The sequence below is a fragment of the Azospirillum halopraeferens DSM 3675 genome (genome assembly GCF_000429625.1).
GTDB lineage: Bacteria > Pseudomonadota > Alphaproteobacteria > Azospirillales > Azospirillaceae > Azospirillum > Azospirillum halopraeferens.
The window spans coordinates 1-17,602 of record NZ_AUCF01000015.1 but is presented as its reverse complement, the minus strand read 5'-3'; the positions used below and the strand labels follow the sequence as shown (position 1 = coordinate 17,602).

Sequence of the window (17,602 nt, the reverse complement as noted above, 5' to 3'; positions counted from 1 at the left end):
CTCGTGCGTTGGATTCGCCGGTTTCTTCACCGGCCAGCTTCACCCGGCGCGGCCGGGCTGTCGATGGAAAAAATGGCGGGGCCGCGGCAGGGCGGCCCCGCTGCGGCACGCCGTCGCGCCGTCAGGGATGGCGCGGCGGACCGTCGGCGTACGGGGCGAGGGCGGCGGCGATCACCCGGTGCACCGGCGTGGTCACCCCCAGCTCGGCTCCCAGCCGGGTCACCGCACCGGACAGCCACGGCAGCTCCAGCCGGCCGCCCCGCTCCAGGTCGTTGAGCATGGAGGAGCGCATCTCCGGCATCAGCGCGTCGACCAGCGCCATCACCCGCTCTTCGATGTCGGGGCCGAGTTGGACGCCGCGCGCCGCCGCGACCGCCGCCACCTCGGCCACCGCCTCCTCGAACAGGGCGCGCGTGTCGGGCACCGCGCGCACCACGCCCAGGGGCTGGCGGGTCAGCGCCGTGAGACCGCTGAGCGGCGCCAGGAAGGCGAACTTCTCCCACACCGTGCACAGGATGTCGTCGCTGAGGATGGCGTCGAAGCCGGCCCGGTCGGCGACGGCGCGGAACGCCTCCAGCCGGGCGGAGCGGCGGCCGTCCATCTCGCCGAAGGTCATGCGGGCCAGCGTGCCGGTGTGGTGGATGGTGCCCGGCGCCGCGATGGTGGCGGCGATGTGGGCGACGCCGCCCGCCACATGGTCCCGCCCCAGGGCCGCGGTCAGCACGTCGATGCCGGTGACCCCGTTCTGCAGGGTGATCACCGCCGTGTCCGGCTTCAGCAGCGGCCGGCACAGCGCCGCCGCCGACTCGGTGTCCCACAGCTTGACGCAGAACAGCACCACGTCCACCGGGCCCACCGCGGCGGGATCGTCGGTGGCCGCCGGCCGTTCCAGATGCAGGTCGCCGGCGCCGCTCACCACCCGCATGCCGCCGTTCAGGATCGCCGCCAAATGGCGCCCGCGCGCCAGGAACGTCACGTCCGCCCCGGCGGCGGCCAGCCGCGCCCCGAAATAGCCGCCCACGCCGCCGCTGCCCATCACCGCGATTCGCATGGCGTCCTCCCGCCCGTTTGTCGTCTTCGTTGCCGGCGTCACGCCGCAGCGCATTGTGAGCCCGCGGCGCAACCGCGGCAATAGGTCGCCGACGGCCGCCCCGTACCGCTGTCCGCCCCGCAGCGTACGGGCGAACCGCGGCGCCCCGTGCCCCGGAATCAAATGTTGCCGTGCCGCAATGCCCGGTTTCAGATCCACAACAATGCAGACAAAATTGCGAAACTTTTGCAGGGTATGACGGCACGGCGAATTTCCGCAGCGCAGCATTGCCGAACCGACGATCCGGGGACCTGACCGATGCGTTTCCTGTTCCGCCTTCTCGCCGCCGGCCTTCTGGCCGCCGGCCTCGCCGCTCCGGCCGCCGCCGGGGACAAGCCCACCATGGACGACGCCCGGGCGCTGACCCTGAAGGCGGCGGACCTGGTGGCCACCGCCGGGCTGGAGGAGGCCGCCGCGACGTTCAACGCCGACGGCCCGTTCAAGTACGGCGAGATCTACGTCAACGTCATCGACATGGACGGGGTGTGGAAGGTCTACCCGCCGCGCCCGGCCGGCGTCGGGCAGAGCGTCCTCAACGTCAAGGACGCCGACGGCAAGCTGCTGGTGCAGGACATCATCGCGGTGGCCAGGGGCCCCGGCGAGGGCTGGGTGGAGTACCGCTGGCTGAACCCGGCCTCCAACAGGATCGAGCCGAAGGTCACCTACGTGAAGCGGGTGCCCGGCCGGGATCTGATCGCCTACGTCGGGATCTACAAGTAGCGCGCAGCGGCGCGCCTCGCGGGCAAAGGAGCGGACCATGGGCCGGGGCATGCTGGCGTGGTTGAGCGGGCTGTCGGTGACGGTGCGGGTGTTCGTGGCGCCGCTGCTCGGCGTTCTGGTGACGGTGGCGGTGCTGCTGGCGGCCGACCGCCAGTCGGAGCGCGCGGTGTCGGCCATCGACGCCATCCACGGCTCGGCCGGGGAACAGCGCGAGCGCATGGAGCGGCTGGTCGCCACCGCCTTCCGCATCCATTCCGACGTGTCGCGCCACCTGGCGCTGGCGGGGTCGGGGCTGGAGGACGCCAAGCTCCGGGTGATCCTCGACGACATCGCCGCCAACCTGGGGGAGGCGCGGGCGGCGCTGGGCGACCTGGCCGGCCTGTCCCTGCCCGACGCCGAGCGCGCCATGCTCGCCGACATCGCCGCCCGGCTGGACGCCTACGCCGCGGCGGTGGCCGACATGAACCAGATGGCGGCCATCGACCGGCTGATCGCCATCCCGCTGATGGCCCATGTGGACGAGCGGTTCGCCGACCTGACCGAGCGCATCCTGGCCGCCCGCGAGGCGGTCGCCACCGCCACCGCCACCGCCACCGCCGACACCCGCGAGGCATCGCGGGAAGCGCGGCGGGACTTCGCCCTGGTGATGGCGCTGGTGCTGGCGGGCATGGTGGTGTCCGGCCTGGTGCTGGCGCGCACCATCACGGGGCCCCTGCGCGCCCTGTCGCACAGCACCGGCGCGCTGGCTGCCGGCCGCCTCGACACCCCCATCGAGGGTGCCGGGATGAACAACGAGATCGGCGCCATGGCCCGCGCCCTTCAGGTCTTCCGCGACAACGCCCGCGAGGTGGAGCACCTGAAGGCCGAGCAGGAGCGGCAGAAGGCCGCCGCCGAGGACGAGAAACGGCGCGCCGTCCGCGACCTGGCCGACCTGTTCGAAACGCGCGTCAGCGAGGTGGTGCAGCAGGTGGGTGCCGGGGCGCACCAGGTGCGCACCAACGCTGCGGGCATGCTGGCGCGCGCCACCGCCACCGACGAGCAGGCCGCCGCCGTCGCCGCGGCCAGCCAGCAGGCGGGCGACAGCGTGCAGACCGCCGCCGCCGCCACCGAGGAGATGTCCGCCGCCATCGCCGGAATCGGGGAACAGGTGCGCCGGTCCTTCGCGATGGTGCGCGAGGCGGTGGGGGCGGTGGAGCGCACCGACGCCCACGTCGTCGGCCTGTCGGAGGCGGCCGGCCGGATCGGCGAGATCGTCGGCCTGATCAACGCCATCGCCGCCCGCACCAACCTGCTGGCGCTGAACGCCACCATCGAGGCGGCGCGGGCGGGGGAGGCGGGCAAGGGCTTCGCCGTGGTGGCCCAGGAGGTGAAGATCCTGGCGACCCAGACCGCCAAAGCCACCGACGACATCCAGACCCAGGTCGCCGGCATGCAGCAGGTCACCGGGGACGCCGTGGGCGCCATCCGGGGGGTGGGGGAAACCGTGGTCGGCATCGACCGCGTCATCGCCTCCATCGCCGCGGCCATGGAGCAGCAGGCGGCGGCCACCGGCGCCATCGCCCGCAACGTGCAGGAGGCGGCGGCCGGCACCGGTGTGGTGACGCACACCATCGCCGGCGTCTCCGCCGCCGCCGGAGAAACCGGGGTTGCCGCCGGAGAGGTGCTGGAGGCCGCGGAACTGCTTGACGGTCAGGCAGCGGCCCTCAACAATGAGGTGAAACAGTTCATCGGCCGGCTGCGGCAGGGGTGAGTCCGCCCGTGCGGTTTCGCCGCCGGCCGGGTCGCCCCTGCCGCTCATCCGGCGCGGAGGTTCGAATCCCCCAGTCCGCCCGCAACGACCCCACCGCCGGGCAGCCGCCCGCACCGCGCGTCATCGGCACGACGCTGGCGGCCGTGCTGGTGTGCGTCCTGCTGCTGTTCCTGGCCGGTGCGGGCATCGCCATCCATCGCTCGCTGGAGCATCTGGAAGCGGCCCGGGCCGACGGCGCGGAGGACGTGCGGGCGCTGACGGTGGCGCTGGCCGCACAGGTCCTGCTGACGGTCGGGGCCTTCACCGCCATGGCCGGAGCCTTCCTGTACGTGCAGCGCCGCGTGCTGGGGCCGCTGTCGCGCATCACCCGCGCCATGCACCGGCTGGCCCGCGGCGATGCCACCGTCGAGGTGCCGGAGACCGGCCGGGCCGACGAGATCGGCGCCATGGCCCGCGCCGTCGACGTGTTCAAACGCAACGCCCTGGACCTGCGCGCCGGCGAGACCGAGCGGGCGCGCCTGGAGGAACGGGTGCTGACGCTGCTGGCCGCCGTCGAGCACAGCCCGGTGCCCATGCTGATCACCGACCGGCACGGCGTCATCGAGTACATCAATCCCAAGTTCAGCGAGGCCAGCGGCTGGACCCCCGACGAGGTGCTGGGCAAGACGCCGTCCATGTTCAAGAGCGGCCACACCCCGCCCGACGTCTACCGCGACATGTGGAAGACCATCCGCGCCGGCAAGGAGTGGCGCGGCGAGTTCTACAATCGGCGCAAGAGCGGCGAATGCTATTGGGAGAACACCTCGATCGCCCCGGTGCTGGCGGCGGACGGCAGCATCCGCCACTTCATCGCGGTGAAGGAGGACATCACCGAACGCAAGGACGCCGAGCGGCGGGCGTGGCAGCGCGCCCATTTCGATCCCCTGACCGAGCTGCCCAACCGCGTGCTGTTCGAGGACCGTCTGAACCAGGCGATCGCCCGCGCCAACCGCAGCGGCAAGCTGCTGGCGCTGCTGTTCCTCGATCTGGACCTGTTCAAGGGGGTCAACGACACGTACGGCCACGAGGCGGGGGACGAGCTGTTGCAGGCGGTGGCCTATCGCCTGCGGGCCTGCGTGCGCGAGTACGACACCGTGTCGCGCCTCGGCGGCGACGAGTTCGTGGTGCTGCTGACCGATCTGGCGTGCGACGAGGAGGCGGGCGAGGTCGCCCGGCGAATCATCAACGCCGTCGGACAGCCGTTCGAACTGGAGGCGGCCACGGTGACCATCGGGGTGTCCATCGGCATCGCCATCTTCCCGCGCGACGGCCAGGCCGCGGCCGCCCTGATGAAGCACGCGGACACCGCCATGTACCGGTCCAAGGGGCAGGGACGGAACGTGTACCGGTTCTTCTCCACCGACCCGGTGGCCTACCTGGACGGGCTGTGACGGAAGACCAGGGTCCCGCGGGACAGGCTTGACAACGGCCGGCAGCGGTTCAGCATCCCGAACCGGTGAATCTCCCCGCCTTCGGGAGGGGTGCGACAGTTTGGAACAGCTCTAAATTACCGGTCGGGGATTACCTTTGACCCTCATCTGAGACAGGAGTGTTCGACCATGCAGATCGACATCGGAATCGCCGAGAGCGACCGCAAAGCCATCGCCGAGGGGCTGAGCCGCGTGCTTGCCGACACGTTCGCCCTGTACATGAAGACGCACAGCTTCCACTGGAACGTCACCGGACCGATGTTCAACACGCTGCATGACATGTTCATGCAGCAGTACACCGAGCTGTGGAACGCCCTGGACGAGATCGCCGAGCGCATCCGCGCGCTGGGCTTCCCGGCCCCCGGCAGCTTCTCCCAGTACGCCGCCCTGACGACCATCCGCGAGGAGACGTCGGTGCCGCAGGCGCAGGACATGATCCGCCAGCTCGTCGAGGGGCACGAGGCGGTGGCCCGCACGGCCCGCCAGGTGTTCCCCACGGCCGAGACCGCCAACGACCAGCCGACCGCGGACCTGCTGACCCAGCGCCTGCAGATCCACGAAAAGACCGCCTGGATGCTCCGCAGCCTGCTGGCGTAAGGCGCCGGTGCGCAGCAACCCTCTCCCGCGGGCCGCGGGAGAGGGGAGTGTCCCGGCCCCTACCAGGAGCCGGCCGGGCTCGCCACCGCGTGGGCGCCGGCGGCGGGTTCGCTGGCGGCCAGCCAGCGCTCCGCCTCCAGGGCCGCCATGCAGCCCATGCCGGCGGCGGTCACCGCCTGGCGGAACACCTTGTCCTTCACGTCCCCGGCGGCGAAGACGCCGGGGATGTCGGTGGCGGTGCTGTCGGGCGTGGTGACGATGTAGCCGGCCTCGTCCATCCGCAGCTTGCCCTTGAACACCTCGGTCGCCGGGGCGTGGCCGATGGCGACGAACACGCCCTCGCACGGGATGACCGACGTCTCGCCGGACCGCACGTCGCGCACGCGCACGCCGGTGACGCGCCGCGGGTCGTCCAGGGTGCCGGCGCCCTCGCCGACGATCTCGTCGACGACGCCGTGCCACACCACGCGGATCTTCTCGTTGCGGAACAGGCGGTCCTGCAGGATCTTTTCCGACCGGAAGGCGTCGCGGCGGTGGATGACCGTCACCGTCGACGCGTGGTGGGTGAGGTAGAGCGCCTCCTCCACCGCGGAGTTGCCGCCGCCGACCACCACGACCTCCTTGCCGCGGAAGAAGAAGCCGTCGCAGGTGGCGCAGGCGGACACGCCGGCGCCGCGGAAGGTCTGCTCGCTCTCCAGCCCCAGCCATTTGGCCTGGGCGCCGGTGGCGATGATGACCGCGTCGGCGGTGTAGGTGTCGCCGGAATCGCCCCGGGCGACGAAGGGGCGGCGGGTGAAGTCGACGTCGACGATCACGTCGAAGATCGTCTTCGTGCCGACGTTCTCCGCCTGCTTCTGCATCTGCTCCATCAGCCACGGGCCCATGACGGGCTCGGCGAAGCCGGGATAGTTCTCGACGTCGGTGGTGATGGTGAGCTGGCCGCCGGGCTGCATGCCCTGCACCAGCGTCGGCTGCAGGTTGGCGCGCGCGGCGTAGATGGCGGCGGTGTAGCCGGCCGGACCGGCCCCGATGATCAGGACCCTGGAGTGGTGCGTGGTGGCCATGGGACTTCCGTCAGGAATGACTAATATCCGAACATATGGTCAAGGCTGAAGGCTCCGTCACCGCTGAGGCAGCCGTGATAGCCGAACAGCCGGCAGGTGGTGTCGCGGATCATCACATAGGCATGATCGCCGGCCGCCGCCCGTTCCGCCTCGGTGAAGGTGGCGCCGTACTGGAACAGGCGCGAGCCGCCGCAGGGAATGGCGATGCGGCGGCGCGCCACCTCCACCCCGTCGCGGCGCGTCAGCACGAGATGGGTGTCGCTGGCGGCGTGCCACGGCGTCGACGCCGGATAGACCAGGTGGCAGAAGGTGTCCCACGGCGCCGGCCCGAGGCGCAGGAACAGCCGCGTCGACAGGCCGGGCGGGCGGCCGTGGTAGCTCTGCGGCTCGTCCCGGTAGGTCAGGACCGTGTTGAAGATGTGGCTGCCGAAGCTGGTCTCCGCGGCGTGGCCGCCGGCGCGCGCCTCGTAGCGGAACAGCGCGTGCAGCCAGCCGTCGGCGCAGGTGCCGGCATCGAAATCGTACAGCAGCTCCACATGGCCCCAGCCGCCGGGCAGGTCGGCGGCGCCCAACAGATCGGTGACGTCCAGGGCCACGCTGTCGCTGCGCGCCGTGTTGCCGAAGCGGTGGCGCGCCCGTTCGCGGCCGGAGGCGTCGTAGACGACCGCCTGCACCGGCAGCGACTCCTGCGCCGTGCTCATGGGCGTGGGCAGCACGATGGTGCGCCAGCGCTCCGGCGGCAGCAGGGGGGCGGGCAGGATGTGCCCCTTGCCCAGCAGCGGCGCCAGGGCCGCCAGCCTGGGGTCGGGCTTCAGGTCGGTGCGCTCCACGTTGGCGTGGGCGATGCGGCGCCGGCCGCTGTCGGCCACCACCTCGTAGCGCGGCCGCACGAAATGCTTGCCCGCCTGCACCTCGAACTGCTGCGGCCAGCGCGCGTCGGGGAACAGGTCGCGGGTGTCGATGGCGACGGTGGCGAAGGGCGGCACCTCCGCCTCCAGGGGGCGGATGTCGTCGCGCCCCATCAGGTTCAGGCCGACGGCGCCCGGCGGGATGGGGCAGGGGTGGCTGTTCTGCACCCACAAAAGCACCCGCTCGTCCTCCTTGGGGGCCGGCAGGCCGGCGTAGCGTTCGGCCGGCCAGGCGTTGGCGTCGTGGGTGCACGACAGCTCGTCCGGGTCGTCGCCGTACGTGTCCAGGGCGTACTTCACCACGTCGTGGCCGGCGGCGCCGATCACGTGCAGGAACAGGGTGCCGCAGAAGTCGCCCAGCCCGAAACGGTGGCGCACCGCGCGGCTGTCCACCACCACCGTGCCGCCGGCCGGCGGCATCGCCTCGGTCCAGTCGGCCAGGGCGGTGCCGTCGGCATCGAACAGGCGCGCCCACAGCCGCGGCGCCCGCGCGCCGTAGCCGGTCCAGTAGTTGGCCGAGACGATGCGGGTGTGCCGCCCGTCGGCGTCGCGCAGCCAGGCGAAGTTGGTCGCCCAGTTGAACCGGGACAGATAGTTGGTGGGGTCGGTCAGCATGTCCTCGGGCAGCCGCATGGCGTCCAGGGACACCACGTCGACGGCACGGCTGTCGCTCCCGCGGGGCACGAGGTGGGCGATGTGGTTCTCGATCCGCTGGGAATCGAACGCCGCCACGAACACCGTACGCGCGCCGCTGTCCGGCAGCAGGGTGATCGGACGGGCCGTATGCCCCAGGATGGTGCGCCCAACCGCCTCCACGTCCTGCACGTACACCCCCTCGACGGGGACGCGGGACAGGTCGTAGAATTCGGCGAAGGCCGCGGCCATGCCGTAGGGGTCGACCACGGCCACCGGCCCGCCGGAGGCCAGCCGCTGCACCAGCGCCGCCGCCTTGGGGGCCGCGATCGGATGCCCGACCGCCTTGAAAAAGCTGAAACCGCCGGTGACGTTGGAAAAAGTCTCGATTCGCAAAGGCATGGCAAGCAGGGCTTCGGTCGCGGTGGCCGGATCGTCGGTTATAGCCGCTCGTCCGCGGTCGCGACAGAGGTAAACCGTGCGGCGGCGCGGGAAAGGGGGGGCGCGGTGCGGGCGGCGCCCGCGACCGCGCCGCCGCCGTCAGGTCCCCGGATAGAGACGCCGGAAGCCGTCGGTCACCCGCGTCACCAGGGCGGGATCGCGGTCGCGCCAATAGCGGGGATCGCGCATCAGGGCGTGGAGTTCGGCCTCGCTGCCGCCGGTGGCGGGGCCGCCGCCTTCGCCGCGCAGGGCCGCCGGCTCACTCCCGGTCATCATCCGGTGGAGCGCCATCACCCCCTCGTAGGTGGTCGACAGCCCCTCCACCGCGGCCGGCGGCAGGGTTCTGGCGGCCCAGGCCAGGAGCTGGCGCGACACCTCCCGCCACCGCTCCTCGCCGCCGAAGTGGGCGACCAGGCGCTCCACCTCGCGCTCCGCCTGGAACTCGGCCGCCAGGTCCCGGATCAGCGGCACCATGCGCTCCGCCGCCAGATCGTAGAGGAGCTGCGCCTGCTCCGGCGTGAAGCCGGCGGCGTGCAGGCGGCCGTTGATCTCCGGGTCGGGCTGGAACAGCCCGTGGTCGCAGGCGATGCAGTAGCCGTCCGGCGCCTCGGGCACGCCCAGCGTGCGCAGCAGGGACGCGCGGTCCGGCGGCTCTCCGGCGCCCGGCGCCCCGCCGGCCATGGCCGACAGCTTGCGCTCCAACTCCAGATAGGACTTCAGCAGCGCCTCCAGGCGCACGGCGCCGGCGGCGGGGTCCCAGAACTTGTCCGGTACGTGGGCCGGGCGCCCGGCGGCGGACGTCTCGCCCACGGGGGCGGTCAGCAGGTTCTCGGCCATGAGTCAGGTCTCCTTCGCGAGGGGGGAACGGGGGGCCTCGCCGCGGCCGCGGGCGACCAGGGCGAGGATGGTGGCGACCAGCCGGCGCTGGCCCTCCAGGTGGCGCAGCGCCGCATCGCCGGCGTCGGGGCCGAGCGTGCGCTCCAGCGTCATCGCCGTCAGGACCGCCAGCACCCGCCGGCCGTCCGGACCGGCGAAGCAGCGGGCGAAGACCGGCGCGGGGTCGTCGTCGGGAACGGACGGGGCGTCGGCGGCGAACCAGGCCCAGCCGCCGGGATCGGCTGCCGGGTCAGCCATGGACCACCTCCGCCGGCAGGGCCGCCGGTTCCGGGGGTTCCGGAGCCGGCGGCACCGGGGGCGGCACCGGCTCCGGGAGCGGGGCCCGGCGGACCAGCGTGCCCGGCACGCCGAACGCCTCGGCCAGCCAGCGGGCGGTGGCCGGGGCGTCCACCGTGGCCAGGGCGGCCGGACCCAGGGCGTGCGCCGCCTCCAGCCAGCGCAGCGTCGACTGGGCGTCGCGCTGGGCCTGCGCCCGGGCCAGGGGTGACCGGTGCTGCAGCTCGACCAGCCGGCCGTCGACGGTGATGTCCGGGATGGCGCCGCGGCGGCGCAGGATGGCGACGGCGCGCAGCACCAGGGGGGTGACCAGCTCGGTCTGCAAGCGGCCGTAGGTGGCGCCCAGCAGGCGCCCCATTTCGGCGGCGCGCTCCATCACCTCGGTGGCGGTCATGCGGGCATCGGCAACCGGGGCCAGCCGGTCCGCCAGCAGGGCGTGGCGGATGCGCGCGCGCAGATCGTCGAGCACGAGCTGCGACACGTCGAATCGGCCGGGGTTGGCCAGCGGCGTCAGCCCGGCCGAACCCACCGCCTTGGGGATGATCGTCCCCGGCACCAGGCGGATGGTCGCCGGGTTCAGCACCCCGTCGTCGTCCGCCTGCCAGATGCCGGTGACCGCCACGGAGGCGTTCTTCAGCACCAGCTCCACCACCTTGTTGGCGGTCTTGATGTCGGGCAGCGCCTTCATGACGGGGGAGCGGCCATAGACCTCCCCCGGCGCCTTCAGCCAGCGGAAGTTGATGAAGGGGCTGCGGGCGAAGCGCCCGTCCGCCAGCAGGGCCGGCTCGGCCAGGCCGCTGTCCAGCACCACCGACCAGCGGTAGGCGGTGCCGTCGGGGATCACCGCCTCGACCACGGGAAAGCGCAGGTCCGGCTCCTCGCCGCCGCGGCGGCGCACCGCCTCGGGCAGATCGGCGGCGGCGAAGCGCCGCTCGATCTGGGCCAGCGTCAGCTCGTCGGCGCGGAAGGTGATGTCCAGCCGCCCCTCCGGCCCTTCCTCCAGCACCGCGTCGGCCAGCGGCACGGCGGTGAAGCGGAAGGCGGCGGGCTCCCCGGGGGCGGCCTCCTCCATCAGCAGGCAGGCGGTGCCCACGGTGGCCAGGTCCAGGAAGGATTGGTGCACCTCGACGGCAAAGTTGGAACGGTCGAAATGGGCCTGCACGATCCCCGCCGCCCGGTCCAGCAGGGGGGCGATCCGGTCGCGCTCGGCGTCGGTCAGTTCCGGCCCCGGCCGGAGCCCCAGCCAGTGCGACCACGGCGGCGTCAACTGGGACAGCAGGCTGGCGGCGAGCTGCTCCACCGCGTCGGGGGCGGTGCCGTCGAACAGCCGGTCGACCCGGCGGTCGCCGGCGGTGCCCCGCTCCCGGAACGACCGGCCGTTGGGCAGGGCATAGTCGTAGCAGTCCTGCCAGTGCCCCTCCCACGGGGAGCGGCGCGCCCTGGCGGCGCGGAAGCGGTCCAGCAGCGCCCGGGCGGCATCCGCCGGATCGCCCGCCGCTGCGGAAGGAATGAACGGGGTCATAGCCTCACTCCCCCAGCAGGCGCTTACGGGCGGGGACCAGCGCGCCCGGCTCCAGCACACCGCGCCACGAGGTGCGCACGGTGCCGCTGCGGCTGCGCGCCCGGCGGTTCAGCGCCGCCTCCGCCGCGGTGTCCGGATCCTCCGCGGGGTCGGGATCGGGCAGGGGGTCGGGCGTCGGCGCGGGCGGCGGGGCCGGCGGGGGGGTGTAGACCGGGGGGTTGGTCACCCACCACGGCGGCTCCGTCCAATAGGGCGGCGTGGGGGCCGGCGGCGGCGGCGGGGCGGGGGGCGGGGCGGGCGGCTCCCACACCGGCGGCGGCGGCGGCGGCGGCGGCGGGGGCGGCGGTTCCGGCGGCGGCGGCTCCCGCGGCACGGGTGGCGGCGGCGGAGGGGGAGCCGGGGCCGGCTCCGGAGCGGGCTGGGACGGTGGGCGGGGGGCGGAGAAGACGCTGGCCATGGACGGAACCTCCGGTGGATGGGGCGGGCTTCAGGCGGGCAGGCGTTCGCGGACGAGGTGGCGGTAGAGCTGCCAGGGCGTCACGACCAGGGGAGCGTGCAGGCCCAGCACCCGCTTGACCGCCTCCACGCAGGTGAAGGGCGCCCAGGGGGCCGGGCGGGTCAGGCCGCGGCGGGGCCGCGCAGGGACGACCGCCATCCCGCGGGCCCGCAGCCATCCGGCCAGGTCGAAGGCGGCGTCCACCTCCAGCACCGCGACGTCGGTGAAGGGGGCGAGCGGGTCCAGCAGCACCCAGTGACGCCCGTCGTTCACCACCACGAAGCAGTGGCGGAACCCGGGGCGCAGCAGGCGCAGCCACCACAGCTCGGCCGCGCCGGAGAAGGCCACCAGCGCCGCGGGCGGCGGCGGGGATGGTGGGGCGGCGGGGCGGCTCATCGCGGCACGCCCGCGTCCTGCACGATCCCCTTGTCGCGCAGCACCGGGGACAGGCAGGCGAACGCCTCCCGCCACAGGGTGCTGGCGCGCTGCTCCAGGCGGCGGGCGGGATCGGGAGCCATCAGGCGGCGGCCGTAATGGACCAGAACATGCAGATGGTCGCGCACCAGCCGGCGTTGGCGGTACAGCCGGTCGACGGTGCGCAGCACGTCGTCGGGTTCGCACGGGCGGGCCACGAGGCCGCGCCCGGCGACGACGCGGGCACCTTCCGCCTTGGCGTCGTGGGCCTGCACCGACCAGAACCACGCCTCTTCGGCGCTGCCGAAAGGAACGCCGTCGCATTCCCGGGACGGACGGGGGACGCGGTGTTCGCGGGGCATCGGGATTCACCTCCTGTCGTGCGCCCCGCGCCGGCACGGCCGACGGCTTGCGATGCGCGACGATTCGCGCGACGCGTGCGCCGGAACCGGAGACGCACGGGGCGGTGGAACTCTTGTTCCCGTTATGTTCCGTTCGGACGCCCGTGTCAAGCGCAATATGAAAACGTTCCTAGGGACGGTCCCGGTGGATTATGGGACAATGATCCCATGCTGAAACACGCTGACATCTGGCGGGCGATCGACCGGCTTGCGGCCCGGAGCGGGCTGTCGGCCTCCGGCCTGGCGCGCCGTGCCGGGCTGGATCCGACGACCTTCAACAAAAGCAAGCGGACCACCGGCGACGGCAAGCTGCGCTGGCCCTCCACCGAAAGCATCGCCAAGGTGCTGGAGGCCACCGGCGCCTCCCTGGCGGAGTTCGTCAGCCTGGTGGGCGACCAGCCGGCGGGCACCTCCCTGCAGCGGGTGCCGGTGATCGGCTACGCCCAGGCCGGTGCAGCCGGTTATTTCGACGACGCCGGCTATCCCGCCGGGGCGGGCTGGGACGAGTTGCTGTTTCCCGGCCTCGGCGACCCCCACGCCTACGCGCTGGAGGTGGCGGGCGAGAGTATGGAGCCGGTGTACCGCGACGGCGACACCATCATCGTTTCCCCCGCCGCGCAGATCCGCCGCGGCGACCGCGTCGTGGTGCGCACGCGCGAGGGGGAGGTGATGGCCAAGCAGCTCGTGCGCGAGACGGCCACCCGGGTGGAGCTGATGTCCATCAACCGCGCCCACCCCGACCGGGTGATCCCGCGCAGCGAACTGGCCTGGATGGCGCGGATCATCTGGGCCAGCCAGTAGGTCGATCCTAGGATAAAAATCCTTGAAAGCGCCGGATGCGTCGGGCATGGTTGCGCCATGACGTGCGCTCCCCCGCCCGACGCCTGCATCGCCGCCCGGCTTGCCGACCTGGAACGACGCCACGAGGGCCCGCCGCCGGCCGGTGCCGTGCGCATCGCCCGTCTCGGCCGGACCGCCGCCGCGGTGCTGGAGGCCACCGCCGTCCGGCGCCATCACGCCGCCCTGGCGGCCGAGGCGCACCGCGGCGCCGCACGGCGCCGGGCCGCCCTGTCCGCCGCCGCGGCTGCCGGCGACATCTGGCTTGCCCGCCTGGCGCTGGCGCTGGCCCACCACCGCACCGCGGCGCTGGGTCGGATCGCCGGCGGCGATCCGGTAACGCGGGTGTGATGGCGTGGGCGGCGTGATTGTCGCTCCCCGCCCTTGCCGATGGCCGCAGCGCACCAAGGTCGTTAGCGTTCATGCACACACGCGGAGGCGCTCCATGGCCCGGTCCGTCGTTTCCCCGTTCCGCCGGCTGGCGGGACTGCTGCCGGTGCTTGCCGCGGTGCTGCTCGCACCGGTCGCGCGGGCCGACTGCCTGCCCATCGCCGGCATCCCCGGCCTGTTCATGCCGGCGGCCCTGACGGCGGCGGAGGCGCCGGGGGCGGGAACCGTCCGGGTCACCTTCCTGGGCCACGCCAGCTTCCTGATCGAGACACCCGGCGGTGTGAGCGCGGTGACCGACTACAACGACCGCTTCCGGCCATCGGCGACGCCGGATGTGGCCACCATGAACAACGCCCACGTCACCCACTACTCCGTCGCCCCCGATCCGGGGATCGCCCATGTGCTGCGCGGCTGGGACCCGGCCGGCGGGATGGCGCAGCACGACATCGACGTCAAGGACCTGCGCGTGCGCAACGTGCCCACCAACGTGCGCGACGTCGGCGGCACGCGGGTGGCCGGCAACTCCATCTTCGTGTTCGAGGCGGCGGGCCTGTGCATTGCCCATCTCGGCCATCTGCACCACGACCTGACCGACCTGCACCTGAACGAACTGGGATTGATCGACGTGCTGCTGGTGCCCGTCGACGGTTCCTTCACGGCGGCGCAGGAGACGGTGCGGCGCGCCATCGACCGCATCCGCCCGGCGGTCGTGGTGCCCATGCACTGGTTCAGCGAACAGCGCCTGGCGCGCTTCCTGGAGATGATGCGGCCGGAGTACGAGGTGGTGGTGCGCGACAGCCCCACCGTGCAGTTCTCCCGTGCCACCCTGCCGCGGCGCACCGTGATGGTGCTGCCGGGCAACCACTGATACCGGCGGCATCTGAAGGATGGCGCCGGTATCACCCTCTCGATCAATGCCAAGGCATTGATCTGCCGGGTTTTACGGTCGGCAATTGATGGAAGTGATCACTTGCCGACCGTATGATCGGGAGGGCGGCTACCGGTACTTGCCGGCCATGATGCGGATCAGGTTCCGGCGGTGGTACTTGCGGTTGGCGCAGGCATCGAGAAACCCGTCGGCCATCTTCTCGTGGTCCTTGGCCGTGAACGCGGTTTCGCCGATGGCGCCGGCGTGCCAGCCGTCGTTCCAGCGCACGATGGTGACCGCCGCCGGCTGGTCCGTTTCGGCCAGGTCGATGAACTGGTAGCACTTGAGGAACGCCATGTCGAACCCGTCGCCGGCGGCGGGATCGTCGGGGTCGGCGGTGGTGGCGAGGGCGGCGTCGAGCAGCGGCCGGTCCGGCGTCTCCCGGCACGCCTGCCGCCACGCTTCGGCGCGCGCCGCGCGGCTTTGCGGACCGAAGCCGGTCTCGTTGACGCGGCCGTTCAGCCACCCGTCCAGCCAGACGGTGACGGCGGCGTACGCCTTGGCGTCGGCCTCCGCCATGGCATCGAAATCGCGGCACGCCAGGGTCGCCACGTCGACCGCCGGCGCGCCCTTTGCGCCATCCTCCGCCGCGGCGGCCGGGAGGGCCGCCAGCAGCGCACCGGACAACACCGTCAGGAGCAGGCCCCGCATCCGTCCCTCCCCGCCAGCGGCGATTCCCGCGTCAGTTCGTGAACTGCTCGACCGCCTGGCGGAATTCCACCCGCGTCGGCTCCAGCTTCAGCGCCAGATCGTGCATGATGCGCGCCTCACCCCGCTTGCCCTGGCTCATCAGCAGCTTGCCGTAGCTGTTGTAGGAGTCGGGATAGTCGGGTTCGACGCGGATGGCCATGTCGTACATCTTCGCCGCTTCGTCCGGCCGGCCCAGCGCCACCAGCGCATCGCCCCACAGGGTGTAGGCGTGCGGCGTGCGCACCCGCCCGACCGCGTCCATGGCCAGCACTTCCTTGAACTTGCCGATGGCGTTCTCGTACTCGCCCTTGGCCATGTGCACGCGGCCGAGGTTGTGGACCGACAGCACGAAGTCCGGCTTGATCCGCAGGGCGGTGTTGAACTCCTCCACCGCGTTGTCGAACTTGCCCTGGCGAAGCTGCACCAGCCCCCACAGGTTGTGCACCCAATGCTGGTCCTCGTCAGGCAGCGCGTGCATGCAGTGCTTCAGCTCTTCCACCGTCTGGGTGAAATCGGAGCTGCCGCTCGCCACCGTCCGCTCGTAATGATAGGAGGCAACGATGTACGGGTCGATGAAGCGGGTGGCATCGAGCGCGGCCTTCTTCACCAGTTCCTCCGGGTCCGCACCGCTGACGGTGGAGTGGAAGGCCCGGTTGGTCTTGGTGTTCAGGCCATGCACGGTCAGCTTCAGCCCGTCCTTGCTCTTGACCATGTTGCCGACGAAGGAGAACTCCACCAGCCCCATCAGTTCCTGCGTCGCCACGATGGGCGTCAGGAAGTTGTAGTAGCGGCCGAGCGCCTGGATCGGCGACTCCTCGTCGGGCAGGTTGAACTGCCGCATCTCCCTGGCCGTCCTGGCCTCCCGCTTGATCGCCTTGACCTCCTGGGCCATGCGGGAGGCCATCACCTTCGGGGTGTAGCCCTGGTATTCCAGTGAGGCGGGCACCTCGATCTCGTGGAACAGGACGGAGTCCACATCGAACAACACTGCGTATCCGAACAATGCCGACAGCGCGATCACCGGCAGCGACACCAAGCCGAAGTCGAACATAGCCGCCTCTCCAAAAGGGCCTACCCCATTGAGTTCCGGTAGCATAGCAATTGTCTTATCGGCAATTGAATCTTCCGTTAACCCACCGTTCGTCGGAGCCCTTCCGGAGTCGGCAGCCGGAGCCCGTCACCCCCCGGGACCGACCAGCACGATGTCGGATGCGGAGAGCGACCGTACGTTGAGGGTTGCGATGGCCACGGCGGCGCCGGCGCCGTTGCCGTCGGCGTCGAAGGACAGCTCGCCCGTGCGGGTGTTGAAGACGAAGGTGGGCAGGGTCCCGGCCGGAGCGTCCAGGGCGAAGTGGCCGGACGGCAGGGTGCCCGTCAGGGTCAGCCCGAAGCCGGGGCTGTAGATGGCGATGCGGTCGCTTCCCGACTCGAAGTCGGTGATCACGTCGCCGCCGTCGGCGGGCCCGTTGAAGCGGAAGGTGTCGGCTCCCTGGCCGCCGGTCAGGGTGTCGGCGCCCTGGCCGCCCACCAGCACGTCGTCGCCCAGGCCGCCGTAGAGCACGTCGTCGCCCTGGCCGCCGAACAGGGTGTCCGCCCCCTGCCCGCCGAACAGCGTGTCGGCATCCCGGTTGCCGTACAGCACGTCGTCGCCCAGGTTGCCGTACAGCACGTCCGTCCCGTGGTTGCCGTGCAGCACGTCGCGGTCCTGGCCGCCGAACAGCGTGTCCTGATCCTGGCCGCCGAACAGGGTGTCGTCCCCCTGGTTGCCGTAGAGCACGTCGTCCTGCCGGTTGCCGTACAGGATGTCGTTGCCGATGCCGCCGGTCACCGTGTCGTCGCCGTCGTCGCCGTACAGCACGTCGTCACCGCCTTCGGAGCCGATGAAGTCGTTGCCGCCGCCGCCGCGCAGGGTGTCGTCGTCGGCGCCCAGCACGATGGTCTGGGCGCTGCCGTCGCCCACCACCACCTGCGATCCCGCACCGCCGGTCACCGTCACCGCCCCGATGACGGCCGCGAACTCCACGTTGCGAAGCTCGATGACCGTGCCGCTCGGCAGGGTGCGGGCGTCGATCACCACCG

General features: G+C 72.1%; 19 protein-coding genes. 7 read left to right on the top strand and 12 right to left on the bottom strand.

Going from position 1 to position 17,602, the window contains the following annotated elements:
• Positions 1 to 121 precede the first annotated feature (121 nt).
• Positions 122 to 1,051 (bottom strand): 2-dehydropantoate 2-reductase, encoded by a 930-nt coding sequence (locus G472_RS0115360; protein WP_029009106.1) that lies wholly within the window; start codon positions 1,049 to 1,051, stop codon positions 122 to 124.
• A 297-nt stretch (positions 1,052 to 1,348) separates the two neighbouring features.
• On the opposite strand from G472_RS0115360, the gene G472_RS0115355 reads away from it, so the two are divergent.
• From G472_RS0115355 to G472_RS0115340, 4 genes are all read left to right on the top strand, one after another.
• Positions 1,349 to 1,810, top strand: a complete 462-nt coding sequence (locus G472_RS0115355) for a cache domain-containing protein (protein WP_029009105.1) — start codon at positions 1,349 to 1,351, stop codon at positions 1,808 to 1,810.
• A 37-nt stretch (positions 1,811 to 1,847) separates the two neighbouring features.
• Positions 1,848 to 3,560: a methyl-accepting chemotaxis protein gene (locus G472_RS0115350; RefSeq protein WP_029009104.1), complete on the top strand. Its 1,713-nt coding sequence runs from the start codon at positions 1,848 to 1,850 to the stop codon at positions 3,558 to 3,560.
• 8 nt (positions 3,561 to 3,568) lie between these two features.
• Positions 3,569 to 4,990 carry a diguanylate cyclase domain-containing protein gene (locus G472_RS40605; protein ID WP_156927133.1) on the top strand — a complete coding sequence of 474 codons (1,422 nt, stop codon included), beginning with the start codon at positions 3,569 to 3,571 and terminating at the stop codon, positions 4,988 to 4,990.
• Between the two features lie 168 nt (positions 4,991 to 5,158).
• Positions 5,159 to 5,626 carry a Dps family protein gene (locus G472_RS0115340; RefSeq protein WP_029009103.1) on the top strand — a complete coding sequence of 156 codons (468 nt, stop codon included), beginning with the start codon at positions 5,159 to 5,161 and terminating at the stop codon, positions 5,624 to 5,626.
• Between the two features lie 59 nt (positions 5,627 to 5,685).
• On the opposite strand, the gene trxB is transcribed toward G472_RS0115340, so the two are convergent.
• The 8 genes from trxB to G472_RS0115295 all read right to left on the bottom strand — a co-directional run bounded on the left by trxB (position 5,686) and on the right by G472_RS0115295 (position 12,639).
• Entirely contained in the window at positions 5,686 to 6,690 is a 1,005-nt protein-coding gene (gene trxB, locus G472_RS0115335) for a thioredoxin-disulfide reductase (RefSeq protein ID WP_029009102.1), read from the bottom strand.
• Positions 6,691 to 6,710: 20 nt separating this feature from the next.
• Positions 6,711 to 8,633 carry a hypothetical protein gene (locus tag G472_RS0115330; protein WP_029009101.1) on the bottom strand — a complete coding sequence of 641 codons (1,923 nt, stop codon included), beginning with the start codon at positions 8,631 to 8,633 and terminating at the stop codon, positions 6,711 to 6,713.
• Between the two features lie 138 nt (positions 8,634 to 8,771).
• Entirely contained in the window at positions 8,772 to 9,509 is a 738-nt protein-coding gene (locus G472_RS0115325) for a capsid assembly protein (RefSeq protein WP_029009100.1), read from the bottom strand.
• A 3-nt stretch (positions 9,510 to 9,512) separates the two neighbouring features.
• A complete protein-coding gene (locus tag G472_RS33455) occupies positions 9,513 to 9,806 on the bottom strand; it encodes a Bbp19 family protein (protein WP_051340867.1) in 294 nt (97 codons plus the stop codon).
• The gene (locus G472_RS0115315; RefSeq protein ID WP_035692576.1) at positions 9,799 to 11,367 is read right to left on the bottom strand and encodes a portal protein; all 1,569 of its coding nucleotides are present in this window, start codon (positions 11,365 to 11,367) and stop codon (positions 9,799 to 9,801) included. Before G472_RS0115315 ends, G472_RS33455 begins: the two co-directional genes overlap by 8 nt.
• 4 nt (positions 11,368 to 11,371) lie before the next feature.
• Positions 11,372 to 11,824 carry a hypothetical protein gene (locus G472_RS39790; protein ID WP_211100201.1) on the bottom strand — a complete coding sequence of 151 codons (453 nt, stop codon included), beginning with the start codon at positions 11,822 to 11,824 and terminating at the stop codon, positions 11,372 to 11,374.
• 30 nt (positions 11,825 to 11,854) lie between these two features.
• On the bottom strand, positions 11,855 to 12,259 hold the full coding sequence (locus G472_RS0115300) for a hypothetical protein (protein ID WP_029009098.1): 405 nt from the start codon (positions 12,257 to 12,259) through the stop codon (positions 11,855 to 11,857).
• Positions 12,256 to 12,639, bottom strand: a complete 384-nt coding sequence (locus G472_RS0115295; RefSeq protein ID WP_029009097.1) for a hypothetical protein — start codon at positions 12,637 to 12,639, stop codon at positions 12,256 to 12,258. The genes G472_RS0115300 and G472_RS0115295 overlap by 4 nt, the downstream gene beginning before the upstream one ends.
• Positions 12,640 to 12,846: 207 nt before the next feature.
• Here G472_RS0115295 and G472_RS0115290 point away from each other — a divergent pair, with 207 nt between their 5' ends.
• The 3 genes from G472_RS0115290 (at position 12,847) to G472_RS33440 (ending at position 14,773) form a co-directional block, all read left to right on the top strand.
• On the top strand, positions 12,847 to 13,479 hold the full coding sequence (locus G472_RS0115290) for a S24 family peptidase (RefSeq protein WP_029009096.1): 633 nt from the start codon (positions 12,847 to 12,849) through the stop codon (positions 13,477 to 13,479).
• Between the two features lie 57 nt (positions 13,480 to 13,536).
• Positions 13,537 to 13,866 (top strand): hypothetical protein, encoded by a 330-nt coding sequence (locus G472_RS0115285; RefSeq protein ID WP_029009095.1) that lies wholly within the window; start codon positions 13,537 to 13,539, stop codon positions 13,864 to 13,866.
• A 94-nt stretch (positions 13,867 to 13,960) separates the two neighbouring features.
• Positions 13,961 to 14,773, top strand: coding sequence for an MBL fold metallo-hydrolase (locus G472_RS33440; protein ID WP_035692574.1), 813 nt, complete (start codon positions 13,961 to 13,963; stop codon positions 14,771 to 14,773).
• 129 nt (positions 14,774 to 14,902) lie between these two features.
• On the opposite strand, the gene G472_RS0115275 is transcribed toward G472_RS33440, so the two are convergent.
• The 3 genes from G472_RS0115275 to G472_RS37235 all read right to left on the bottom strand — a co-directional run.
• Positions 14,903 to 15,484 carry an HdeA/HdeB family chaperone gene (locus tag G472_RS0115275; protein ID WP_029009094.1) on the bottom strand — a complete coding sequence of 194 codons (582 nt, stop codon included), beginning with the start codon at positions 15,482 to 15,484 and terminating at the stop codon, positions 14,903 to 14,905.
• A 31-nt stretch (positions 15,485 to 15,515) separates the two neighbouring features.
• Positions 15,516 to 16,574 carry a tetratricopeptide repeat protein gene (locus G472_RS0115270; protein ID WP_029009093.1) on the bottom strand — a complete coding sequence of 353 codons (1,059 nt, stop codon included), beginning with the start codon at positions 16,572 to 16,574 and terminating at the stop codon, positions 15,516 to 15,518.
• A gap of 126 nt (positions 16,575 to 16,700) precedes the next feature.
• Positions 16,701 to 17,602: calcium-binding protein (locus G472_RS37235; RefSeq protein ID WP_211100200.1), on the bottom strand; the 902-nt coding region annotated here is incomplete at its 5' end.